Raw genomic sequence first — 24,493 nt, forward strand, 5'->3', positions numbered from 1 at the left:
TCACTTCGCTTCGTACCGCGTGGTGTTGGGGTGGAAGGTGCGCCAGCTGTGCCAGAATTCTTGGTTGATCGGGATGTTGTTCTGCTCGAACAGTCTCTGTACCTCTCCGGTCGCTTGGTCCTCGATGATCTCGACCAACTTGATACCGAATGCGGAACAGTCGAGTGGTCCAGGACCATGGGTTAATAGGACGCTGTCTCCTCCAAGTGTGTCGCCGATAATGGTGTCTCGTACAAGCTCATTCCAATCATACGCCCGCGCCACGCCTTTATGCACCACCCCCACCACCCAACTCTTCGGCTGCCAGCTTGCGGTGTCGCGGCCTTCGAGCGAGGAAGCCATGGTGCCCTCGTCGTAGTCTTTCAGCCCTTCATATTCCTTGGTGAACGCAGGATCGGGCTGCATCACCAGTCCTTGCTGGTGAAAACGTGCGAACGCGCCGCGCGTCATCTGCATGCACGGCACCTCGGCCAGCACGGCGCCCTTCAGCGGGCCCGCGATGCACTCCCCGTTCACCTGCCGCCACCAGCTGCCCGTGCGGCTGTCCTCGAATAGCGCGTTGAAATGGTCCATGCCCACCAGGCGGAAGGTCTCCGGCTGGCCGTTCACCACCGGGCTGAAGGCGCGGCCCGTGCGGCACACGGTGCAGTAGGTGATCATCACCGCCTCACCGCCGATGGTGTCGAGCACCTGGTGGTGGTAGCCGATGAGCTCGATGGGGTAAGCACGGGCCTCACCGTTGCGTTCCACCGCGAGCACCAGGTCGTTCGCTTCGCCAGCGTCCTGTGTCACAGCCGCCATCACCTTGTGCTCCACCGGCAGGAACATCGTGTCGGCCATGAACCTGAAGTTGAACAGGGTGAACACGGTGGCGGCCAGGGCCAGCGGCAGCAGCACCGCGATGCGCTTCAGCCAGCCGCCGTTCCGCAGGTAGTGAAGCGAGGGGCCCGCCACCAGCGCCAGACCCAGCAGCCGCAGCCACCACACGTTGTGGTGCAGCCAGTAGGCGAGGTTCACCTGCCGCAGGTCCGTGGCCACATCCTCCTGGCTGCCGGGGAAGGGCATGATGAAGTAGACCCTCAGGAACTCGGGTATGATGAGCAGGAGGCAGCCTGCAAACAGGAGCAGCGGACGCATGGCGGCAAGCTAGGTGCGGTGTGGTCCGGCCGGTGGGCCGCAAGGACGAACGGCCCGATCGGATCCACCGGACCGGCCTCCGGATATCTTCGCCGGCCATGGCATGGCGCAAGAGGCTGGTGAACGTGCTGCTGCTGGTGGGGTCCACGACGCTGGCGCTGCTCGCGGCCGAATGGGTCTACCGGCGCATGCTGTTCAGCACGCAGCCCGCCTTCGCCAAGCTGCGCGACGCGAACCTGTACGCCGACTCCTTCAACGAGGCCGACCACTGGAAGCTGTACACCCTCTTCGGGGGGGAGTACCGTCCACCCGAGGACCCGCACCCCCTGCTGGGCTGGCGCGGCGCGTTCAAGGCCAAGAGCCTGCTGCATGACGATGCCCGGAGCGTCGGGGCCAAGCGGCCCGTGCTGCTCTACGGCGACAGCTACGCGCAATGCATGCCGGAGGTGCGTTGCTTCCAGGACCTGCTGAACACCGACACGTTGTTCAACCGGGAGCATCACCTGCTCAACTACGGGGTGGGCGGCTACGGCGTGGACCAGATCACCTTGCTGTTCGAGCAGACCTTCCTGCGCTACGACCGACCCTTCGTGGTGTTCAGCCTGATGGTGAGCGACATGGACCGCTCGCCGCTGGACTGGCGCACGGGGCAGAAACCCTGGTTCGCGCTGGAAGGTGATGGACTGCGCCTGCAGGGCGTGCCCATCGACCCCGACCCGGACCACTACCTCGCCACGCATCCGGTCACCATCGGCTCCTACCTGTGGCGGCGGTTCCTGTTCAGCCCCGCCAACGTGCTCCCGGCCTGGGCCAACGACCGGTTGAAGGGCTGGTCGGCGCACACCGCGCACAAGCAGGAGCTCAACACCCGTATCCTGGACCGGGCCATCGAGCGGCTGAAGGCCAGCCGGGTCGACTTCGTGGTGCTGGTGTTCCACTACCTGACGCCGGACCAGGAGGAGTGGATGGTGGGGCGCGAGGACAACTGGCGCGACCGCCTGCTCCGCGAGCGGCTCACGCACCATGAGGTGCCGACCATCTGGAGCAAGGACCTGATCCTGGCGGACCCGGCGTGGACCGGCAGCAACCTCGACACGTACATGCTGCTGGACAACGGGCATCCCACCACCTACTTCAACACGCTGATCGCCGCGGAGATCCGGAAGCATGTGCTGGAGGCGGCGGGCCACAGGGATCCACGGCGGCCGCTCTTCGCCCCGCCCACCTACGTGGACATGATGGAGCGCACCGCGCAGGCCATCCGGCAGGACAGTGCGTGGCTGGCCTCGGTGCGGACGAACGCCGAGCGCGACGGCCAGGCGCTGGAGGACCGCATCCTCGAGGAGGCCTGGTTCGTGGTGCGCGAGGACCTCGACGTCACCGGCGAGGCCATCCGGGCCTACACGCGCCCCTGACCGGCACCCGCTACCTTCGCGCGCCTGTCCGACCCCGCGTCCGGCCCATGCCACCGGAGCGCACGTGCGGATGAGCCCTTGATCCCATGTCCGTTCGAGTTCGCTTCGCCCCCAGCCCCACCGGCCCCCTGCACATGGGCGGTGTGCGCACGGCCCTGTACAACGTCCTGTTCGCCCGTAAGCACGGCGGGCAGTTCCTGCTCCGCATCGAGGACACCGACCAGCAGCGCTTCGTGCCGGGTGCCGAGGCGTACATCCGCGAAGCGCTGGACTGGTGCGGGCTGACCCCGGACGAGAGCCCGTGGACGGGCGGGCCGGACGGTCCATACCGCCAGAGCGAGCGCAAGGCGATGTACCGGCAGTACGCCGAGCAGCTCCTCGCCGCGGACAAGGCCTACTACGCCTTCGACACGCCCGAGGAACTGGAGGCCATGCGGGCCCGCCTTCAGGCCGCCGGTGTGGCGGCCCCGGCCTACAACGCGGTGACCCGCGAACACATGAAGAACTCCCTCAGTCTGAGCGCGGACGAGGTGAAGGCCCGCCTCGATGCCGGTGAGCCTTATGTGGTGCGTCTGAAGGTGCCGCGTCACCAGGAAGTACGCTTCGAGGACCTGATCCGCGGATGGGTGGTGGTGCACAGCGCCAACATCGACGACAAGGTGCTATTCAAGAGCGACGGCATGCCCACCTACCATCTGGCCAACATCGTGGACGACCACCTCATGCGGATCACGCATGTGATCCGCGGGGAGGAGTGGCTGCCCAGCGCACCCCTGCATGTGCTGCTCTACGAGGCCTTCGGGTGGGAGCGTCCCGCCTTCGCCCACCTGCCGCTGATCCTGAAGCCCGACGGCAACGGCAAGCTCAGCAAGCGCGACGGCGATCGCCTCGGCTTCCCGGTGTTCCCGCTCGACTGGCACGACCCCTCCAGCGGTGAGAAGAGCAGCGGCTACCGCGAGCGCGGCTACTACCCCGAGGCCTTCATCAACATGCTGGCCCTGCTGGGCTGGAACCCTGGCGGCGATCAGGAGCTCATGAGCATGGCCGAGATGACCGCTCTGTTCGATCTGGGTCGGGTGCACAAGGGCGGCGCCCGCTTCGATCCGGAGAAGACCAAGTGGTTCAATCAGCAATACCTGCGCAGGCAGCCCGATGCCGTGCTGGGCGGGCAGCTGCTCGAACGCCTGAGGACCGCGAAGGGCATCGACACCACTGCGGACCGGGCCACGCACGCCGCCGCCCTGCTGAAGGAGCGCGCCACCTTCGTGGACGACATGCTCGAGGGGCTGTACCTGTTCACGGAGGGCTCGCCGCTGACGGGTAACGCAGAGGCCGAGGCGGAGCTGCGGAAACGCTGGAAGAGCGAGGCCGCCCCGGCGCTCGAGGCCTACATCGCCAAGCTTGAAGGCATGGCCGAGCTGACGCCCGCCACCCTGGAGGCCGCCTTCAACGACGTGCTCGCCGCCCAGGGCCTCAAGGTGGGCCAGGTGATGCCGCTGTACCGCCTGTTCGTGGCGGGCCGCATGCAAGGGCCGGGCATGTTCGATGTGAGCGTGTTGCTGGGCCGCAACGAAGTGGTGGCCCGCCTGAAGGCCGGACTGGAGCACTGCCGCGCATGGGACTGATCGAGGTGAACGGCATCCGGGTGTTCGCCTACCACGGCTGCCTGGAGGAGGAGGCCCGCATCGGCGGTCGATACCGTGTGGACGTGCACGTGCAGGGCGATCTGGCGCGGGCCGAGGCCAGCGATGCCCTGGGCGACACCATCGATTATGGCCGCATCACCGCGCTGGTGAAGGAGGCGATGGCCCAGCGCAGCCGCCTGATCGAGCATGTGGGCCGCCGCATCCTGCACGCGCTGCAGCGCGAATGGCCGGGTCCGTACCGCTGGCGCGTGCGTGTGGAGAAGGAGGCCCCGCCGGTGAACGGCGATGTGGACCACGTGGCGTACACGGTGGAGGGTTAGCCCGCCTCGCGCCCTTCGCCTATCTTCGCGGCCGCCCGCTCACGGGCAGCTTCAGGGTCACGTGGCCGAGTGGCTAGGCAGAGGTCTGCAAAACCTCGTACAGCGGTTCGACTCCGCTCGTGACCTCCGACAGGATCCCCCGCCACCGGGGGATCCTGCTTTTCGGCCCGTCGCTACCTTGTGCCGGACAACGATCGGCCCCGTTCCGCGTTAGGTGTGCGCCCGTTCCCGACCATGAGCCTGCTCCGAACCCTGCTGCTGCTGTCCCCCGTCCTGTTCATCGCGCCCAGTGCGGCGCAGCTGGCCATCGGGGAGTGGCGAGACCACTTCCCCTACCGGCAGACGCTGGCCGTGGTCGAAGGGGAGGGCAAGGCCTGGTGTGCCACGCGCAACGCGGTGTTCACCTACCACCGGCCTTCCGGCGAGATCGAGCGGTTCACGAAGGTGAACGCCCTGAGCGATGTGGATGTGAGCGTGCTGAACTACAACACGGCCGTGGGCGGCCTGCTGGTGGCCTACCGCAACGGCAACCTCGACCTGCTGCGGGCCGGCACGGCCAGCAACCTCAGCGACATCAAGCGCAGCAACATCATCGGCGACAAGGGCATCTACGACATCCACTTCGAGGGTGCGGTGGCCTACCTGGCCTGCGGCTTCGGCATCGTGGTGGTGGACCTGGAGGCCCTGGAGGTGCGCGAGACCTGGTTCATCGCCCCGGGCGGCACGCAGGTGAAGGTGAACGATGTGGCCTTCGTGGGCGACTCGATCTATGCGGCGACGAACGCGGGCCTGTTCGCCGCCTACCGCTTCGCCCCCAACCTGGCCGCGTTCACCTCCTGGCAGCAGCGCACGGAACTGCCCACGCCTGCGGGGCCCTTCAACGCGGTGGTGGAGGTGGGCGGCCGCCTGGTGGTGAACTACCACAACGCCGGGGCCACCGACCGTGATACGGTGTTCTACCGCGATGCCGGTGTGTGGCAGCGGCTCACCCACGCCTTCGGTCGTCAGAACATCGATGTGGCCACCAGCGCGGACGGATCGACCCTCCTGCTCTGCCAGAACGACGCTGTGGCGCGCTATGATGCCACCCTTGCCTTCGTAAGCGTGTACAGTGGTTACGAGAACAACGAGTCCATGTCGCCGGCCATGGCCATCCCGGCCGCTGATGGAACGGGCATCTGGGTGGCCGACCGCGCCCGTGGGCTCGTGTTCCAGACCAACGGCATTTCGGGGGTGCCCGTGTTCCCTCCGGGTCCGAGCACGGTGTCGGCCCAGCGCATGTCCGCGGCCAAGGGCGGCCTGCATGTGATCACCGGAGGGGTGCAGAGCAACTGGACGAACCAGTTCCGCAAGGAAGGGGTGCACCGGTTCGTCGGCGGACAGTGGACCACGGTCGACAAGTCCAACGACCCCCTGATGGCCACGGGGGAGAACCCGTACGGCGGCGCGGTGAACGACCCCATGGCGGTGGCCACCGATCCGGAGGATCCGGACCACGCCTTCGTGGGCACCTGGGATGACGGGGTGCTGGAACTGCGGGGTGGAGCGGTGCAGACCATCTTCAACGAAGGGAACAGCAGCCTGCAGGTGAATCCCGGCTTCGGCACCGAGAACGCCGTGCAGGTGGCCGGCCTGGCCTACGATGCCGAAGGCGACCTGTGGGTGACCAACAGCAATTGCGCGGCCCCGATCAGCGTACGCACGGCCGGCGGCACGTGGCGGTCCTTCGCTCCCGGTGCGGTGCTCAACAACAACGCCTTGATGAGCGACATCCTGCCCGCGCGCGAGAACAGGCTCAAATGGATCATCAGGCCCCGCGCCAACGGCATGCTGGTGTTCACCGACAACGGCACGCTCAGCGATCCCGGCGACGATCAATACAAGGCGCTCACCACCACCGAGGGTAGCGGTGGGCTGCCGTCCATGGAGGTGTACAGCATGGCCGAGGACCTCGATGGCGAGATCTGGATCGGCACAGGGAAGGGCGTGGCGGTGTTCTATGTGCCGGATGCGGTCTTCAGCGGTGGCGACTTCGACTGCCAGCAGATCCTGATCGAACAGGGCGGCAACGTGCAGATCCTGCTGGAGACCGAGGCGGTGAGCGCGATCGCCGTGGACGGGGCCGACCGCAAATGGCTGGGCACCCTGGGGAGCGGTGTCTTCCTGGTCTCCCCGGATGGTACCGAGCAGCTCTTCCACTTCACCGCCGAGAACAGCCCGCTGCCCAGCAACACCATCACCAGTCTGGCCATCGATGGCGAGAGCGGCGAGGTGTTCTTCGGCACGGACCAGGGCATCGTGAGCTACCGTGGCACGGCCACCGAAGGCGGTTTCACCAACGCCTGTGCGAAGGTGTTCCCCAACCCGGTGCGCGAAACATACAGCGGCCCCATCGCCATCACCGGCCTGGTGCGCGATAGCGATGTGAAGGTGACCGACGTGGCCGGCAACCTGGTGTACCGCACCACCTCCGATGGCGGACAGGCGGTCTGGCCGGGCACCGACATGAGCGGCAACCGCGTGAGCACGGGCGTGTACCTGGTGTTCGCCTCCGATGCGGACGGCAATACCAAGTGCAACACCAAGGTGCTGGTGGTGCGCTGAGGCCGCGATGCTGCACACCACCAAGGCCCTGGTGCTGCGCACCATCCGCCACACCGACAGCACCCTGGTGCTGAAGGCCTACACCGAGGCGTTCGGGCTGCGGAGCTATCTGGTGCGAACGCCGAAGAGCGCACGGCGCCCCGGCACCGCTGCGCTCCTGCAGCCCCTCACCCGTCTGGAACTGGTGGTGGACGAGCGGGCCGACCGCGACCTGCATCAGGTGCGGGAGATGAGGCTCCGCCGGCCCTACCTGCGCGTGCCCGGGGATGCCCTGCGCACCGCCCTGCTGCTCTTCATGCAGGAGCTGCTCGCCCGCACCCTGCGGGAGGAGGCCGGTGATGTCGGGCTCTGGTCCTTTCTGGAGGAGGCGTTGGAGCTGCTGGACACGGCCGGCGATGTGCGCGACCTGCCCGTGCGCTTCGTGCTCGGGTACGCCGCCGTCCTGGGCTTCGCCCCCGCACCACCGGAGAAGGAGCTGCCCTATTTCGACCTGGTCGAAGGACGCTTTGCAGGGCAGCTGCCCCTGCACGCCCAGGCGATCGCCCCGCCGCTCACCGCCGTGTTCGCGGCGTGGCTGCCGGGTTCATTGGACGATCCCGCGCCGATGGCCATGGCCGCCGGTCAACGCCGGGAGCTGTTGGATGTGCTGCTGCGCTATGTGCGGCTGCACGTGCCCGGCGCCCAGGAGCTGCGCTCGCCGGATGTGCTGCACCAGGTGCTTGGGTGAGCCACGGGTATCTTCGGCCCGGCCGCCAGCCCATGTCCACGCACCCGCTCCTGTTCCTGGGAGGCCTGCTGGCCCTGGTCGCCTGCGCCGACGCCCCGCCTAGGATGACCGCACCACAGCCTCCCACAGCCGCGCGCGAACCGCACGCCATCACCACGCACGGCCATACGCGCCAGGACCCCTATTTCTGGATGCGCCTCTCCGAGGCCCAGCGTGAGGCGGCCGAGCCCGATGCCCACACACGCCGTGTGGTGGCCCACCTGGAGGCGGAGAACGCCTACACCGATGCGATGCTCGGCCCGGTGAACACCCTGCGCGAGGACCTCTTCAGGGAGATGAAGGCCCGCATCAAGGAGACCGACCTCAGCGTGCCCTATCGGGAGAACGGCTACTGGTACAACCATCGCTACGAGGAGGGTCGTGAATATGCGATCCACATGCGGGCGCCGGTGGGGCCCGACCGCGACCGCGTGCCGGAGACGTTCACCGACATCTTCGACGAGAACGCGATGGCCGAGGGCCAGGAATACTTCGATCTGGGCGACTATGAGCCAAGCCCGGACAACCGGCTTGCGGCCTACAGTGTGGATACCGTGGGACGGCGGCAGTACGGCATCCGGTTCCGCGACCTCGGCACCGGACACGACCTGCCTGACGTGATCACCAACACCAGCGGTGGTGGGGCCTGGGCCGATGACCGCACCTTTTTCTACACACGCAAGGACCGCACCCTGCGCAGCTACAAGGTGTTCCGACATGTCCTGGGCACCGATCCCAAGCAGGACGTGGAGGTATACCACGAGAAGGACCCGGCCTTCAGTTGCGAAGTGTACCGCAGCCGCAGCGACCGCTTCGTGATCATCACCACCGAGAGCACGCTGGCCAGCGAGCACTGGCTGCTGCCGGTGGACCGTCCGCTGGATGCCTTCACGCCGTTCCTGCCGCGCGAGGAGGAGCACGAGCACAGCGTCTTCCATGTGCCGGCGCACGATGGCACACCGGGCCATTGGTACATCCTCACCAACTGGGAGGCCAGGAACTTCCGGCTGATGCGCTGCGCGGAAGCGGACCACGCGCACAAGGATCGCTGGGCCGAGGTGATCCCCCACCGGGAGGAGGTGCTGCTGGAGGACGTGGACCTGTTCCGCGACCATCTGGTGGTGAGCGAACGCCGCGAGGGCCTCACCCACCTGCGGGTGCGCCGCCTGAGCACGGGCGCCGAGCACGAGATCGCCTTTCATGATCCGGCCTACGTCACCTACACGGGCACGAACCCGGAGTGGGACACCCATCTGCTGCGGTACGGCTACACGAGCCTGACCACGCCGAGCGGCGTGTACCAGCACGACATGAACGCCGGTACGGACACCCTGCTCAAGCAGCAGGAGGTGCTGGGCACCTTCCGCGCGGAGGATTACACCAGCGAACGCACCTGGGCCACCGCGTCGGACGGCACGCGCGTGCCGGTGAGCCTCGTGTACCACAACGGCACCGCGCGCAACGGCACCGCGCCCACGCTCCTATACGGTTACGGCAGCTACGGCATCAGCATGGAGCCCACCTTCAGCAGCGCCCGCCTCAGCTTGTTGGACCGGGGTTTCGTGTTCGCCATCGCCCATGTGCGCGGTGGCGAGGAGCTCGGCCGCGCCTGGTACGAGAACGGCCGCATGGAGCACAAGATGAACACCTTCACGGACTTCATCGCCTGCGCCGAGCATCTGGTGAAGGAACGTTACGCCGACCCCGCCCGCCTGTTCGCCATGGGCGGCAGTGCGGGAGGCCTGCTGATGGGCGTGGTGGTGAATCTCCGGCCCGACCTGTGGAAGGGCATCGTGGCCGAGGTGCCCTTCGTGGACGTCGTGACCACGATGCTCGATGACAGCATCCCGCTCACCACCGGTGAGTTCGACGAGTGGGGCGATCCCAAGGAGGAGGTGGCCTACCGGCGGATGCTCTCCTATTCACCCTACGACAATGTGAAGGATGCGGCCTACCCCGCCATGCTCGTCACCACCGGCTTCCACGACAGCCAAGTGCAATACTGGGAGCCCGCCAAGTGGGTGGCCCGTCTGCGCGACCATCAGCAGGGCGCTGCGCCGATCCTGCTGCACACCAACATGGACGCCGGCCATGGCGGGGCCAGCGGGCGCTTCGAGCGGCTGAAGGAAGTGGCCCTGGACTACGCGTTCGTCCTCTGGCAGGCCGTGCAAGCGGAAGCGAAGTGAGGACCGCCGTTCAGATGGCGATGCGCTCGGCGTGCACGATCTCCTCGGGCACCATGGGGATCACCGAAACGGGCTGCTGCGGGTCGCGCTGGAAGCGCTCGTAATCGCGCACGCTGGCGAAGAAGATGCGCTGCACACCGCCGCTGTCCACTTCCCACACCACGCCGAAGACCTCCTTTCCGGAGCGCAGCTTGAAGCGGCAGTGCTTGTGATACAGGGAGCGGATGTCAGGGCGTTCCATGGAATGGAAGGACACCCGAAAAGTAGCGGGATCGGCAGGCGGCACGGTGTGCGTTTTTTGAACAGGAGCGGCCCTCCTGTTGATAAAACGCCGGGCCGGCCGGTGCTAGTACTTGGCCGTCAAGCGCATGCGCCGATCAGCCCTGCTGCTTCGCCACTTTGATCTTCTTGCCCGGGGCCAGTTGCTTGGAGTTGAGCCCCTGGTTCAGCCGCTTGAGGTCCTCCACCGTCACCCCCGGATAGCGCTGCGCGATGCCCCAGAGCGTATCGCCCGGTTGCACGGTGTGGTAGATGTAGTCCTCCACCGAAGGCTTGCGCGGCGCTTCGGCCTGGGCCGGTGCGGCCGTGGTGGGGCGCTGTTCGGCGGTGGCCGTCACCCTGCGTTCGATCCGGAGCCGCTGCCCGGGCTTGATCCGGTCGCCGCGCAGGTCGTTCCAGGCTTTCAACTGCGCCACGGTGACCCCATTGCGCGAGGCGATCAGCCCCAGGGATTCGCCGCTCCGGACCACATGGGTGCGCACCACGAGCTCCTGTGGAGCGGCCGCGGCGGCCTGCGGCGCCACAGGCGTGGCCATGCCCGCGAGGTAGCGGTACCGCAGGCTGTCCTCCCGGTCGATGAAGGCGCCCACGATGTCGCGCGGCATGTACAGTGTCACCGGCTGGTCGGGGTCGGGCACGAAGCCCTGCTTGAACACCGGGTTGAGCTCGCGCAGCATCGTTTCGTCCGAACCGGTGAACCGCGCCAGGTCGGCCATGGTCAGCGGGTAGCATACCTGCACGGTGTCCACCTCGTAGGCGCAGAAGTTGGGCGCGATCGGATAGAGGTTGTGGTCGGCCGCGTGCTCGAAGATGTAGTTGACGGCAATGAAGGCCGGCACGTAGCCGCGTGTCTCGCGCGGCAGGTGGTCGTACACCTCCCAGTAGTCCATGCGGCCGCCGCTGCGACGGATGGCCTTGTTCACGTTGCCGGGCCCGCAGTTGTAAGCGGCCAGGGCCATCTCCCAATCGCCGAAGATGCGGTGGAGGTCCTTCAGGTAGCGGCAGGCGGCCTCGGTGCTCTTGTACACGTCGCTGCGTTCATCCACGTAGCTGTCCACGCGCAGGCCGTAGAGCTTGCCGGTGCCCACGATGAACTGCCAGAGGCCCACGGCGGCGGCGCTGCTGCGGGCGCCAGGATGCAGGGCGCTCTCCACCACGGCCAGGTACTTCAGTTCATGCGGCAGGCCGTGACGCTCCAACGCCTCCTCGAACACCGGGAAGTAGAGCTGGGCCAGGCCCAGCATGCGGCTCGTCTGCTCCCGCTTGCGCACCGCGTACAGATCGATGTATGACTGCACCACACTGTTGTACGTGAGGGCGAACGGAGTGCGGTGGTCCAGCACGGTAAGGCGCCTGCGCATCTCCTCGGGCGGGTAGCCGGGCACCGCGTGGGCGGGGAAGCCATGCAGGTTGAGGGCGGCGGTGTCGGCCGTGAAGCGGTCGTTCATCACCCAGGGCAGGTGGGCCAGGTCGTCCAAGCGCTGCAACACCGGGTCGTCCGCCGGCAGCGGAGGGGCATCCTCGGCCGGTTGGGCGGCGATCGCCAGGGGCAGGGCCGCGCACAGCAGCGCCGCCAAGCGCAGGGCGATGCCGGATCCCGTCGGGTGGCGAAGGACGTTCATCATCAAGCACAAAGTAAGGTTAGTACGCAGGGCCGGCCGGCTTGTTATCCGCGCCGGTCGTCCACGGTGCACTGTGGATGGCACAAGGACCGGGCCACTGATCCGCCTCAGGCCCTCTCCTTGCGCTCCTTCTCGCGCTTCTGCGGCTGCAGGGGGTTGGCGCCGACGGTCTTGAAGTGCTCGCGGGCGCGCAACACGTCCACGGCGAGCCATACCGCGTGGCGGAAGCTGCCTTCATCGGCCACGCCCTGGCCGGCGATGTCCAGCCCGGTGCCGTGGTCGGGGCTGGTGCGCACGATGGGCAGGCCGGCGGTGTAGTTGACCCCGTGGCCGAAGCTCAGCGCCTTGAAGGGCGCAAGCCCCTGATCGTGGTACATGGCCAGCACGCCATCGAAATGCCGGTACGCACCGCTGCCGAAGAAGCCGTCGGCAGCGTAGGGGCCCATGGCGGTGATGCCCTCGGCCACCAGCTGGCGCACGGCGGGCAGGATGCGCTCGCGGTCCTCGCTGCCCAGGGTGCCGCCATCGCCCGCGTGCGGGTTCAGGCCCAGCACGGCCAGGCGCGGGGTGGCGATGCCGAAGTCGCGCAGCAGGCTCTGGTGGAAGAGGCGGGCCTTGGTGAGGATGCGGTCGGTGGTGATGGCCGCGGCCACATCCTTCAGCGGGATGTGGCCGGTGACGGTGCCCACGCGCAGGCCGTCGGCCACCAGCACCATCAGCACCTGGTCCACCCCGGCCACATGGGCCAGGAACTCGGTGTGTCCGGGATAGGCGAAGCCGGCGGCCTCCATGCTGTGCTTGTCGATGGGCGCGGTGACCAGCACGTCCACCTTCCCGGCGGCCAGGTCCTGTGTGGCGGCCTCCAGGCTGCGGATGGCGTAGGTGGCGAGCGGTCCGCTGGGGCGGCCCAGCTCCAGCGGGAGCTCATCGTCCCACAGGTTCACCAGGTTCAGCTTGCGGGGCAGCGCGTCGGACGCATCGTTCACGCGGTGGAACTGCACCTCCTCCAGACCGAGCTGTTTGCGGTGCAGGCTCACGGCCTTGGCCGAAGCATAGAGCACGGGTGTCAGTTCCTGCAGCATGCGGGCATCCTCGAAGGTCTTCAGCACCACTTCGATGCCGATGCCCTGCAGGTCGCCACAGCTGATGCCCACGCGGACGGGGCGGCGTTCGGTGCTCATGCCTTGGCGCGGCGTTGGAGGAAGTCCACCAGCAGGCGCACGCCCGTGCCGGTGCCGCCCTTGGGGCGGTAGCCATCGCGACGGGTGAGGAAGGCCGGGCCGGCGATGTCCAGGTGGATGAAGGGCCGCGTGGTGAAGCGCGCCAGGAACTTCCCGGCGGTGATCATGCCCGCGCTATCGCTGCCCAGGTTCTTCATGTCCGCGATGTCGCTGTCCAGCTCGCGGTCGTACTCCTTCCAGAACGGGAAGTGGGCGATGCGCTCGTGCACATGGTCCCCGGCCGCCTTCAGACGGTCGAAGGTGCGGTCGTCGGCGGTGCCCATGGCCACGATGCCCTGGGTGCCGATGGCGCGTGCGGCGGCCCCGGTGAGGGTGGCCACCGTGACGATGGTCTCGGCCTCGTAGCGTTCGGCATAGCTCAGCGCATCGGCCAGCAGCATGCGGCCCTCGGCGTCGCTGTTCATCACCTCCACGGTGAGGCCGCTGTGCATGCGCACCACGTCGCCGGGGGCGAAGGCGTTGCCGCCGGGCCGGTTGTCGGTGGCGGGCACCAGGGCCACCACGTGCACGGGCAGCTCCAGCAGGGCGGCCGCAGCGATGGCGCCGGCCACGCACGCTCCGCCCGCCATGTCGCACTTCATGTAATCCATGCTGTTGGGCGTGGGCTTCAGGCTGAGGCCGCCGGTGTCGTACACCACCCCCTTGCCCACGAGCACGATGGGCTTGGTGTTCACGGCTTTCTTCGGCTTGTGCTCCAGGATGCTGAAGGTGGGCGGGTCCACGCTGCCCTTGTTGACGGCGAGCAGGCCGCCCATGCCGAGGGCCTCGATCTGGGCCTTGTCCAGCACCTGGAACTTCACCTGCGCATTGCGGCTGAGGGTGCGCAGTTCGCTGGCGAGCTGCACGGCGTTCAGCGAGCTTGCGGGTTCGTTCACCAGATCGCGCACGGTGCACACGGTGGCCACCAGGTCGTTGAGGCGCTCCACGGCCCGGCGGTCGACGTGCGGGTGCACCAGGCGGATGCGCTCGGGACCAACGGGGGCTTTGCCGGTCTTGAACTTGCGGAAGCTGTAGGCGCCCAGGGCCAGCCCTTCGGCCAGGGCCAGCAGAAGCTCCACATCCTCGTGGAGCCCCAGCAGCTGGGCCTCGGTCCGTTTGGCGGCGGCCAGCCGCTCGGCCATCAGGGCCCCGGCGCGGCGGGCGTTCTCCAGCACTTCAGCGCGCGCGGCCTTGGCCGGGTTGTGGGCCAGCACCAGGCGGCCGCCGATGTCCAGGGCGGCCAGGCCGTCCTCATTGGCGAGCTGCTCACCGAGGTAGTGCTGGTCGATGCGCTCCAGCGCCAGCTCGCGCAGGCGTGTCTTGCCGGCCACCAGCGCCAGCGTGTCGGCGCCGGCGGTGGGTTTGGTGGCCTTCTCGAAGGTGATCATGGGCGGGGGATGACCGCACAACGGCGGTGCGGCCAAAGATAGCCGACGCCCTTCCGGCACACCCGGCCGCGCACCAAGCGCCGCCCTTGCACGTTCCATTCCCACCGGCCGTCGCTCTGCACGCGCGCGCGGCCCGGAAATGGCGACCTTTGACCGACGATGCCCCGCCTGCGTCCGTTCCTCCTCCTCTTCGCCCTGCTCACAGCACTGGGCGCCCGGGCCACGCACAACAGGGCGGGGGAGATCGTGTACTGCGTGGACCCGGACAACCCGCTGCGCTACTTCGTGCAGATCATCACGCACTCCAAGACGAGCGCACCCGCCGACCGGCCCGAGCTGGAGATCAACTGGGGCGATGGCAGCAGCGACACGCTTCCGCGCATCTCCATCACCGCCATTATCGGGGCGGACGCCCAACGCAACGTATATGAGGGGGTCCACGTGTACAACGGACCGGGCCAGTACATCCTGAGCTTCGAGGACCCCAACCGCAACGAGGGGGTGCTCAACATCCCCAACTCGGTGAACCAGACTTTCTGTGTGAAGTCGATGCTCACCATCGGTCCGCTCACCGGGGGCAACTGCAGCGTGAACTTCCTGAACAGCCCCCTGCAGGACGCCTGCCTCAACACGCTGTGGGCGCACAATTCGGTGGCCTTCGACGCCGATGGCGACAGCCTGAGCTACGAGCTGTTGGTATGCGCCGGACTGGGTTGCGATCCCATCCCGGGCTACGAGTACCCGCAGGAGGTATCGCCCGCTCCGGACATCTTCCAGATCGATGGCTTGAACGGCACCCTGTTCTGGGATGCGCCGCAGATCACCGGGGAGTACAACATCGCCTTCCGGGTGCGGGAGTGGCGCAAGGTGAGCGGCATCTATTACGAGGTGGGCTGGGTGGTGCGCGACATGCAGGTCACCGTGGGCCCCTGCAGCAACCAGCCGCCGGTGGTGGAGCCCGTGCCCGACACCTGCGTGGTGGCCGGCACCGTGCTCACCGTCAACGTGCAGGCCAGCGACCCCGATGCCGCGCAGAACGTGACGCTTTCGGCCCTGGGCGGCCCCATGGTGCTGCAGCAGAGCCCCGCCACCTTCCTGGCCGGCGCACCGGACAATCCCGTGAGCGGCGTGTTCTCCTGGAGCACGGTGTGCGCCCACGTGCGGCTGCAGCCCTACCAGGTGGTGTTCCGCGCCAGCGACAACGGCAGCCCGGTGGTGCTGGAGGACTATGAGCCGATGAACATCACCGTGGTGGCGCCCGAGCCCGAGAACCCCACCGCCACGCCGGTGGTGGACGCCATCCAGGTGGGCTGGGATGCCAGCGTGTGCACCAACGCCGAAGGCTACCGCATCTACCGAAGGGTGGGCCCCTTCCCCTTCACCCCGGCGCATTGTGAGACCGGCGTGCCGGCCTACACCGGCTATCAGTTCATCGGCAGCGTGGCCGGCAGCGGCACCACCAGCTTCGTGGACGACCAGGTGCTCTTCGGCGTGCAGTACTGCTACCGCATCACCGCGTTCTTCAGCGACGGCGCCGAGAGCTACAGCAGCGAGGAGGTCTGCGCCTTCCTGGAGCGCACCGTGCCGCTGATCACCAAGGTGAGCGTGGGCATCACCGACGGCACCACCGGACAGGACACCGTGCAGTGGACCAACGCGCTCGACCTGGACACCGTCGCCAACCCGGGACCGTATCAGTTCCAGCTCTATCGGGGCGATGGCTTCGGAGCGGCCAGCACGCTGGTGCACACCAGTGCACTGCACCCCTTCCTTCTGCACCCGGACACGGCGTTCGTGGACAACGGGCTCAACACGGCAGGTCAGCCCCACACCTACCGGGTGGAGCTGTTCGGCTCGGGCGGCACGGTGCGCATCGGCAGCAGCGACCCCGCATCCAGCGTGTTCCTGAGCCTGGCGCCGGATGATGAGCGCATCGACCTGAGCTGGCAGGCCAACGTGCCGTGGACGAACGCGAGCCATGCGGTGGACCGCTTCGACGGCACCCAATGGGTGCAGATCGCCACCACCACCGAACCGCTGTACACGGACACCGGCCTGGTGAACGGGCAGACCTACTGCTACCGCGTGCGCACCATCGGTGCGTACGGCGACCCGTCCGTCATCGCGCCGCTGATCAACTTCAGCCAGGAGGCCTGCGCCGAGCCGCTGGACCTGACGCCGCCCTGCGCCCCCACGCTCACGCTCGACAGCGACTGCGAGGCCCTGCTCAACAACCTGGCCTGGAACAACCCCAACAACAGCTGCGCGGACGACACGTGGTCGTACACCATCTGGTTCACCGACTCGCTCGGCGGCACCCTGGTGCCCATCGCCACCCTCTTCGGCGCCACGGACACCACCTTCACCCACGTGAACGGCAACAGCGTGGCGGGTTGCTATGCGGTGACGGCCACCGACAGCGTGGGCAATGAGAGCCTGTTGAGCGACACCCTGTGCGCGGACAACTGCCCGCTGTACACACTGCCCAACGTGTACACCCCCAACGGCGACCGCACGAACGACTTCTTCGTGCCCTTCCCTTACCGTGGGGTGGAGCGGATCGACCTCCAGGTGTTCAACCGCTGGGGCAATGTGGTCTTCACCACCGAGGATCCGGCCATCGGCTGGGACGGCACCAATCAGAACAGCGGGGAGACCTGTCCCGACGGGGTGTACTTCTACATCTGCACGGTCACCTTCGCGCGGCTCAGCGGGCCCGAGCAGATCCAGTTGAACGGGTACGTGCACATCCTGCGCGGGCAGGGCAGCGGCAACGTGAACTGATGTTCACCGGCATCGTGGAGGAGGTGGGGCGTGTGCTGGCCGTGCGGCCCGAGGGCGGCAACCTGCATCTCGACATCGCCGCGCGCATGGCGCCCGAGCTACGAGTGGACCAGAGCGTGGCCCACAATGGCGTCTGCCTCACCGTGGTGGCGCTCGCGGGCGATCGGTACACGGTGACCGCCGTGCAGGAGACCCTGGCGCGCACCACCCTAGGCACTCTGCGGCCCGGCGATGGCGTGGACCTGGAGCGCAGCATGCGCCTCGGCGACCGGATCGACGGCCACTTGGTGCAAGGCCATGTGGACGCGGTGACGACCTGTCTCGAGGTGCACGAGGAGGACGGCAGCTGGCGCTTCACCTTCGCGCTGGACCCTGCACACCGCCGGTTGGTGGTGGCCAAGGGCAGCATCTGCCTCAACGGGGTCAGCCTCACGGTGGCCGCCTTGCACGAGGACCGGTTCGCGGTGGCCGTCATCCCCTACACCTACCACCACACGGTGTTCCACACCCTGCGGCCGGGCGACAGGGTGAACGTGGAGTTCGATGTGCTGGGCAAGTACGTGGAGCGCATGTTGGCCGGGCGGATGACGGTGTGACCCCGATCCCTGAACGAAGCCCGCGGATCTCGGATGCGGGCAGCGAGGTTGTGGATCCTTTTGCAGAGGGTTTGCCGGCCTGCTGTGCCGAGGATCCCAATGACCGAAGGATCGGACGGTGTGCAGCCCGCCGGTACGCCGGCGCACCCTGATCACCGCGCGCTTGCGCTGGGCGTCACGCACCAAGGACACCACGGCGGTGACCTACGGCCTTGGCCTGCTCCAGGGGTTCGGTGAGGCGGACCCGCTGATCCGTTCGGCCGCCGAACGGATGCTGGCACAAGCCTACGGCACACGGGGCTTCTTCCGCGAAGCGGACAGCCTGTTGGTGCTGGCGATCGCCGATGCCGAACGGATCGGTGACAGCACGGCCATCGCCGTCGCCCGCGGTGATCGGCGGCAGGCGCTGGAGCACTACGAGCGTGCCGGGTCCATCGATGAGGCGCTGGGCCTGCAGGAGAACAACCCCTACGTGCTTGACCGGAAGAGGCGTATGCTGAAGGATCCGGGGCGGTTGCCGGAGGCGTTGACCACCGGACGCTTCGACTTCACCGTGGAGGTGGATCCAGCGCTCGATACCGCTCGGGTGACCGTGCCCCCGCTGGTGGTGCAGCCGCTGCTGGAGAACGCCATCGAGCAGGGGGGGACCGCTGGAGGGCGGAGGGCGCATCACGCTCGGGGCCGGCCTCCGCGACGGCTCCCTGGTGCTGAGCGTGGAGGACAACGGGATGGGTCGCCAGGCGCCACCAGTGGCCGACCGCCGACCACGCGAAGAGCTCGCTGAGCACGGGCATCATCCGCGAGCAGCTGAAGTTGCTGCGCGAACGCACGGGCCGCAGGGCCGAGCTGCGCACCATCGACCTGCCGCAGGGCACGTGGGTTTAGGTGCTGCTTCCGGTGTGAACGCCGGGGGCGCATCGGAGACCGCCGCCTTCCAGATGACCTGGTGAAGCGCACCATCGTGGAGCAGGCGCCAGGGGGCGATATGTGCACCAGCGATGATCACGTGAAAAACCACTTTGCCTACAGCCTCTTCGTCGGTGCACGCGATGCCGTGGGCAAGCGCTTCGGCCTGTGGACGGAGCTGGCCTACGGCAACGCCTGGTGGAACTTCGGTGCAAGCCTCACGCTCTGATCGACCGGTGGTGCGGCCACCCGGATCGCGAGAGCGGAAGTGGATGCCGCATTCCGTGTGTCATCCGCCGAATACACCGTAGGCTCCACCGCCTTGTGGCCTTCGCTCGCCGGATCCCTGTTCCGGATGGTCCCGGATCCTGGGCATGGAACACGAAAAAAACTCCGTGGAACACGCTTTATTCAACGAACATGGATAGTTTTCCAGCGATGAACCCCACCGCCTACGTCGTGGAGGATGAGCCGCAGGCCCGCGAGCTGATCCGCGCGCTGTTGACGAAGCGGCATCTGCGCATCAAGCTGGTGGGGGAGGCGGGTGATGTGCATACCGCCGCGGATGCGATCCGCGCCGCGGCACCGCAGGTGCTCTTCCTGGACGTGGACCTCGGCGGACCGGACGGGGTCGACCTCCTGCGTCGCATCGCGCCGGTGGACGATCTGCTGTACCGCACCGGCGACAACAGCCACACGCTGGTGCACCGGCGCGGCGAGGCGCGTCCGCTGGTGGTGAGCCGCGGCATCGTGGCCTTCGACGAGGCGCCGCGCGACCAGGGCTTCGTGCGCATCCACCAGCGGCACCTGGTGAACCGCAAGCACATCCGGCGCTACATCAAGGGCGAGGGCGGCGAGGTGATCATGAGCGATGGCGCCAGCCTGCCCGTGAGCCGCCGCCAGAAGGCCGACCCGATGGAGGCCCTGGAGCGGCTTTGACCCGAATTCTCGATCAACCCCACCACGCTCACGATCTTCCATCCGGCCCCGACCGGCAGCCCTCACCTTCGATCCACGATCAACACACGAACCCATGAGAACATTCTTCCTTCTGGCCCTTGCGCTCGTTACCAGCATGATGGCGAACGCCCAAGGCGTGATCACGCGCCAGTTGAACGGGCAGTCCTTCTTCTATTACGCTGGTGAACTGCAGCAGGTCTTCGATGATGCGGAGACCTCCATCGGCCAGGACACCATCATCCTTGCCGGTGGGCAGTACGTCACCAGCACCGACCTCTTCATCCGCACCCCGGTCGTGCTTGTGGGCAGCGGCTTGTTGACCGATAGCGTAACGGCCTATGGTGGGACCACCACCATTTCCGGAAGCGGATTCCGATACTTCAGCATCATGGAGGATGCGGACGGAACCGAGCTTCACGGGATCGCCTTCGTGGGCAGCATCGCCGTAAGGCTTGGCACGAGCGTTCCCACCTCGGACGCGGACGACGTGTTCATCTCGCGCTGCGAGATCACCTCCTTGACCATCGGGTCCGGTTCTTTCGGCTCTTTGGCCAACAACGCCTTGGTGGAGCAGTGCATCATCACCAACCTGGACTTGAATGAATGCACCGACCCCACGATCCGCAATTGTGTGATCGGCAGCATGGGTGGGGGGATATCGACCACCAACGCGCAGATCGAACAATGCATGTTCTTCAACTTCGCACTGAACAGCAACGTTGGCAACGAGTACACCAACTGCATCTTCATCCGCAACCAGTCCAGTGCGTTCGCGACCAACGAAACGGACGCCATCTACCGCAACAATCTCTTCGTGGGCCAAAGCGGGTTCTCATTCACCATTGGAGGGGTGAACGCCACGGACGCCGGTGGCAATGTGGTCGACAGCCCGATCAACACCGTGAACGGGGCCTTCCCCCAGTTGACCTCCACCAGCTACACCACGTTCGCCCACGGGGACGACTACACCCCGGCCGCACAGTGGTTGACCGCAGGCCTGGGCGGTACCCAGGTCGGGATCTACGGTGGTGCACGGCCGTGGAAGAACGGTCTACTGCCCTTCAACCCGCACTGGATCGAGCTGATCGCCCCGAGCACCACGGTGAACGGCACCTTGCAGGGGGTCCAGATCAAGGCCAGCGCACAACAGCCCTGAGCCATGGGACGCGCGCTTCTGTTCGTGTTGCTGTTGGTCCCGATAGGGGCCATCGCACAGGTGCCGGACCTCTCCGGGTATGAGTATTGGTACGATCAGGCGGATGCGGACAACGAACGGGTGTTCGTGCCCTTCACCTCGCCCGGCCAGACCGTGAGCTTGAGCAGTGAACAACTGGCCGCGGCGGGGCTTGGCGTCGGCCAGCATCGCCTGCACATCCGCCTGCGCGATCAGGCGGGCCGCTGGAGCAGCACCTTGTTCCGCTCTTTCCTGATCCATCCGTCCGGCCCCTTCCAGGTGATCTCCGGCGAGTACTGGTTCGACCAGGACGATGTGAACCGCCAGCCGTTCGCCCTGACCCCCGGGGGCAGTGTGTCCATCACCCTGAACACACCTGCAGCTGGACTTACGGTGGGCCAACACCGCGTCCATTACCGCTTGCGGGATGACCAGGGGGCGTGGAGCAGCGTGCTGGCGCGAAAGTTCCTGTTGACCGCCGAAGGTCCACATGAACTGGTGCTCCTGCGGTACTGGAGCGAACCCGTTCCACAGAGCCCCGGCGATCTGACGGAAGTGCCCATCACTCCCGCCGTGCAGGTGCTGGACATCATCGACGACGTGCTCTTCTGCAACTGGAGCAGCACGGGGCAGACCGATGTGTACTTCCAGCTGCAGGACAACCTCGGGCAGTGGAGCTCGGTGATCACGCGCGGCATCGACGTGGATGCGGTAAGTGCGCCGCCTGCGGCGACCGCAGTGTCGGGCCCGGCCGTCGTGCTGGACAACAGCGCGCAGACCTACACGGCCGCCACGGTACCCGGCGCCTCGTACTATGTGTGGACCCTGCCGACAGGATGGTCGGGGACCAGCACCGGCAATTCGATCAATGTGACGACGGGCGCGCCTGGCGAGGATGGATGGGTGGTCGTGACCGCCGGCAACGGATGCGGCCTTGGAGATCCGGACAGCCTGTTCGTGACGATCACCGGTACGGGCATGGCGACTGAAGGAACGACAGGCATCTTGCTTTTCCCGAACCCCACCACCGGCCTGGTGACCATCGCACTGCCGGATGTGGCGGGCGTGGAGGGCCTGATGGTCGTGAGCAGCACCGGCCAGCGCATCTACGAGACGGGCAAGATCACAACGGACCGCCACACGTTGGACCTGAGCGCGGAGGCCGGTGGACTGTACACCGTGATCTTGACAAGGGGAACACAACACACCAAGCTGCACGTGATGGTGCAGCGGTGATAGGGGACCCGCCGGATAAGCTCCGCATGACCCGCCTTCTACCGCCTCTGCTCTTCGCCGCCGCGCTGGCCTGCCTCTTCCTGGGCTTCGCCGAACTGCGCACGGCCGAAGGCCCTGCCGGGCGGCAGAGCGGCTGGGACCGCCTGCTGGGCCGGGTGCCCGACCTGAGCGCATGGGCCACCGGAGAGGAGGTGGACGAAGCGGAGGTGGACGGCGCTCCGGAGGTCGTGCCCCCGTCCGAAGCGAACGAAAGCCCCGCCGACCGGGCCCGGCGCCTGTTGCGCGAGCAGCGGTCCGGGGCTTCACAAGACCCGGTCCAGGCCTCTTCGGACGTGTTGGATGTGGAGCCGGGGGTTCCGATGGACCCGTGGACGGGCGTGGCGATGCTGTGCGCGCTGCTCGGCCTGGCGGGTTTGGCACTTCGTGCGACCTGGGTGCCGGTGGCCTTCTCGGCACTGGGCATCGTGGGGGCCGGTGCGCTGGCGATCGGCCATTGGCAATGGGCCACGCAGCTGGCGGAGCAAGGGCTGCCCGCGTTGCGCATCGACGCCGGGGTGGTGGAAGCCCTGCCGGCCACCGGCCTATGGGCCGCCGTGGGCTTCCTGGTGGTCGCCGCCATCGCCGGTCTTGTGCCCCTGCTGCTGCACGAACGTCCGTCCTCCACCTCACCGGTGACCCGCGGACGATCGGGCCCGCCGCCAACGGCCCCACCAGCACGTCCCGCTCCGCACGCCGCACCTGCCGCCCGTACGCTGCCCGATCCGCCGAAGGTCCCTGCGTCCTCCGCACCTCTGCGTGAGGCCAGCGCTTCTTCTGCGAGCGGCAGCGAGCCGCTACGCACTGCTGCTCGTCCGGGTGTCCCACCTTCGGGAGAAGGGCCACCCCCTGCGTCCTCTGCACCTCTGCGTGAGACCGGTGTTCCCTCCGCGAACCCCGGCGTGCCCCCGCCGCCCCCCGACCGCCCCACTGTCCCCTCTTCGGAAGAAGCCCCTCGCCCTGCGTCCTCCGCGCCGCTGCGTGAGGCCCGGCCCGAAACCTCTTCTCCTGCCACTGCCCCCAATCCGCCTCGCATGGATCCTCAGCACGCCCCCCACAGCACACCGCCACCGGCCGCCGCCACGCCGCTGGACCTCTTCACCGGCTTCGCCCGGCCCTACTTCGCGCTCATCGATGGCGGCGCGTTGTTCCGCAAGCCCTTCCGCATCCTGTACATGGTGCTGGCCGCCCTCAACCTGTTGAGCATTCTCGGGGTGTTGGCGGTGATGTTCAAGGGGGGCGTGGGTGGCATCCTCATCGGCCTGTTCGGCATCTTCGGGCTGTGGATCGGCTTCCAGCTGTGGTGGGACCGCAAGGACCGCATCAACCAGTATGTGAACCAGGGGTCGGAATTCGTGGCGCTGCCGGTGTTCGCGCATTTCTTCCAGACCTGTGGGGAGTGGTTCGGCACCCTGATGGCCATCGTGGGCACGGGCGCTTCGTTGGTGATGGCGCTTCTGGGCCGAAGCGGTGGGCATGGCCGCAGCCCCCTGGACATGTTCACGGCCATGGCGGGTGATGCGCCTTTGGTGGGGTTGATCGCCAGCCCGCTGCTCGGCTTCCTGATCATCATTCTCACCCGCGCCATCGCCGAGCAGATCCGGGCGCTGGTGGCCGTGGCCAACAACACCAAGGCCATCGAGGTGAACACCCGCAAGGGCTGAGCCGCCGCTTTCCCGATCCGGCCGCCGCCTTCGCAGCGGCGCATGCCGAGGATGTCCATGGGTCGGTGCTTTGGGGCATCAACACGAACGCCATGAACCCCAAGCCCCTCCTCGCCAGCCTGCTGATGACCACCGGCTTCTCTGCCGCCGCCCAGGTGATCCTGGCCCCGCTGCCCACCCACGCACCCCAGGGCCTGGCCACCCAACTACAGGCCGCGCTGACCCCGGCGCTCGCGTCCATGACGCCCTGCACGGTGCGGGTGGCGGAGGTCGCTGAAGGCCGCCACGGCAGCGGCGCCGCGCTGGTGATGGGCCAGGCCCCGGCCCTCTGGCTGGTGCTCGCGGTAGAGCGGACGGATGCCCTGGGACAAGTGCGGCGCACCGAACTGCACATGCAGGGCAGGGATACCGCGGACCTGATGGAGGCGCTGGCCGACCGGATGGAGGCCACCTTCGGGACCTTGGCCCCAGTCCCGCCGGATGTCGAAGAACCCGTTCAGGCCCGCCGCGCACATTGACACACGGTGAACTGTGGATCAAGTCCTGCGGAACTC

At 67.3% G+C, this 24,493-nt stretch carries 20 protein-coding genes and 1 tRNA gene; 16 read left to right on the top strand and 5 right to left on the bottom strand.

Annotated features, from left to right (window positions below):
* Complete coding sequence (locus tag IPM49_11895; GenBank protein ID MBK9275223.1) at window positions 1–1,137, bottom strand: DUF3179 domain-containing protein; 1,137 nt, start codon at window positions 1,135–1,137, stop codon at window positions 1–3.
* 98 nt (window positions 1,138–1,235) lie between these two features.
* Between IPM49_11895 and IPM49_11900 the strand changes: the two genes are divergently transcribed.
* The 7 genes from IPM49_11900 to IPM49_11930 all read left to right on the top strand — a co-directional run bounded on the left by IPM49_11900 (window position 1,236) and on the right by IPM49_11930 (window position 10,074).
* On the top strand, window positions 1,236–2,552 hold the full coding sequence (locus IPM49_11900) for a hypothetical protein (protein MBK9275224.1): 1,317 nt from the start codon (window positions 1,236–1,238) through the stop codon (window positions 2,550–2,552).
* An 86-nt stretch (window positions 2,553–2,638) separates the two neighbouring features.
* Window positions 2,639–4,177 carry a glutamate--tRNA ligase gene (locus tag IPM49_11905; GenBank protein MBK9275225.1) on the top strand — a complete coding sequence of 513 codons (1,539 nt, stop codon included), beginning with the start codon at window positions 2,639–2,641 and terminating at the stop codon, window positions 4,175–4,177.
* Window positions 4,168–4,518 carry a dihydroneopterin aldolase gene (folB, locus tag IPM49_11910; GenBank protein MBK9275226.1) on the top strand — a complete coding sequence of 117 codons (351 nt, stop codon included), beginning with the start codon at window positions 4,168–4,170 and terminating at the stop codon, window positions 4,516–4,518. Before IPM49_11905 ends, folB begins: the two co-directional genes overlap by 10 nt.
* Window positions 4,519–4,573: 55 nt before the next feature.
* Window positions 4,574–4,644: transfer RNA gene (locus IPM49_11915), tRNA-Cys, on the top strand.
* Window positions 4,645–4,752: 108 nt separating this feature from the next.
* Complete coding sequence (locus tag IPM49_11920; GenBank protein ID MBK9275227.1) at window positions 4,753–7,122, top strand: hypothetical protein; 2,370 nt, start codon at window positions 4,753–4,755, stop codon at window positions 7,120–7,122.
* A gap of 7 nt (window positions 7,123–7,129) precedes the next feature.
* A complete protein-coding gene (locus tag IPM49_11925) occupies window positions 7,130–7,849 on the top strand; it encodes a DNA repair protein RecO (protein ID MBK9275228.1) in 720 nt (239 codons plus the stop codon).
* Window positions 7,850–7,953: 104 nt separating this feature from the next.
* Window positions 7,954–10,074, top strand: coding sequence for a S9 family peptidase (locus IPM49_11930; GenBank protein MBK9275229.1), 2,121 nt, complete (start codon window positions 7,954–7,956; stop codon window positions 10,072–10,074).
* 10 nt (window positions 10,075–10,084) lie between these two features.
* On the opposite strand, the gene IPM49_11935 is transcribed toward IPM49_11930, so the two are convergent.
* From IPM49_11935 to IPM49_11950, 4 genes are all read right to left on the bottom strand, one after another.
* Window positions 10,085–10,315, bottom strand: a complete 231-nt coding sequence (locus IPM49_11935; protein MBK9275230.1) for a hypothetical protein — start codon at window positions 10,313–10,315, stop codon at window positions 10,085–10,087.
* Window positions 10,316–10,451: 136 nt separating this feature from the next.
* Entirely contained in the window at window positions 10,452–11,978 is a 1,527-nt protein-coding gene (locus tag IPM49_11940; GenBank protein MBK9275231.1) for a LysM peptidoglycan-binding domain-containing protein, read from the bottom strand.
* Between the two features lie 104 nt (window positions 11,979–12,082).
* A complete protein-coding gene (gene pdxA, locus IPM49_11945; protein MBK9275232.1) occupies window positions 12,083–13,156 on the bottom strand; it encodes a 4-hydroxythreonine-4-phosphate dehydrogenase PdxA in 1,074 nt (357 codons plus the stop codon).
* Window positions 13,153–14,583 carry a leucyl aminopeptidase family protein gene (locus IPM49_11950; protein ID MBK9275233.1) on the bottom strand — a complete coding sequence of 477 codons (1,431 nt, stop codon included), beginning with the start codon at window positions 14,581–14,583 and terminating at the stop codon, window positions 13,153–13,155. The genes pdxA and IPM49_11950 overlap by 4 nt, the downstream gene beginning before the upstream one ends.
* A 159-nt stretch (window positions 14,584–14,742) precedes the next feature.
* Between IPM49_11950 and IPM49_11955 the strand changes: the two genes are divergently transcribed.
* The 9 genes from IPM49_11955 to IPM49_11995 all read left to right on the top strand — a co-directional run bounded on the left by IPM49_11955 (window position 14,743) and on the right by IPM49_11995 (window position 24,457).
* On the top strand, window positions 14,743–17,367 hold the full coding sequence (locus tag IPM49_11955; GenBank protein ID MBK9275234.1) for a gliding motility-associated C-terminal domain-containing protein: 2,625 nt from the start codon (window positions 14,743–14,745) through the stop codon (window positions 17,365–17,367).
* The gene (locus IPM49_11960) at window positions 17,367–17,963 is read left to right on the top strand and encodes a riboflavin synthase (GenBank protein MBK9275235.1); all 597 of its coding nucleotides are present in this window, start codon (window positions 17,367–17,369) and stop codon (window positions 17,961–17,963) included. Before IPM49_11955 ends, IPM49_11960 begins: the two co-directional genes overlap by 1 nt.
* A 163-nt stretch (window positions 17,964–18,126) precedes the next feature.
* Entirely contained in the window at window positions 18,127–18,747 is a 621-nt protein-coding gene (locus IPM49_11965) for a hypothetical protein (protein MBK9275236.1), read from the top strand.
* Between the two features lie 162 nt (window positions 18,748–18,909).
* On the top strand, window positions 18,910–19,098 hold the full coding sequence (locus IPM49_11970) for a hypothetical protein (protein ID MBK9275237.1): 189 nt from the start codon (window positions 18,910–18,912) through the stop codon (window positions 19,096–19,098).
* Window positions 19,099–19,307: 209 nt separating this feature from the next.
* The gene (locus IPM49_11975) at window positions 19,308–19,808 is read left to right on the top strand and encodes a DNA-binding response regulator (protein ID MBK9275238.1); all 501 of its coding nucleotides are present in this window, start codon (window positions 19,308–19,310) and stop codon (window positions 19,806–19,808) included.
* 94 nt (window positions 19,809–19,902) lie between these two features.
* Window positions 19,903–20,985 carry a hypothetical protein gene (locus tag IPM49_11980; GenBank protein MBK9275239.1) on the top strand — a complete coding sequence of 361 codons (1,083 nt, stop codon included), beginning with the start codon at window positions 19,903–19,905 and terminating at the stop codon, window positions 20,983–20,985.
* Between the two features lie 3 nt (window positions 20,986–20,988).
* Window positions 20,989–22,239, top strand: a complete 1,251-nt coding sequence (locus IPM49_11985; protein MBK9275240.1) for a T9SS type A sorting domain-containing protein — start codon at window positions 20,989–20,991, stop codon at window positions 22,237–22,239.
* A 1,124-nt stretch (window positions 22,240–23,363) separates the two neighbouring features.
* Window positions 23,364–23,939, top strand: coding sequence for a hypothetical protein (locus IPM49_11990; GenBank protein MBK9275241.1), 576 nt, complete (start codon window positions 23,364–23,366; stop codon window positions 23,937–23,939).
* A gap of 92 nt (window positions 23,940–24,031) precedes the next feature.
* On the top strand, window positions 24,032–24,457 hold the full coding sequence (locus IPM49_11995; protein MBK9275242.1) for a hypothetical protein: 426 nt from the start codon (window positions 24,032–24,034) through the stop codon (window positions 24,455–24,457).
* The last annotated feature ends 36 nt before the right edge of the window (window positions 24,458–24,493 follow it).

The organism is Flavobacteriales bacterium (assembly GCA_016715895.1).
Classification (GTDB): domain Bacteria; phylum Bacteroidota; class Bacteroidia; order Flavobacteriales_F; family PHOS-HE28; genus PHOS-HE28.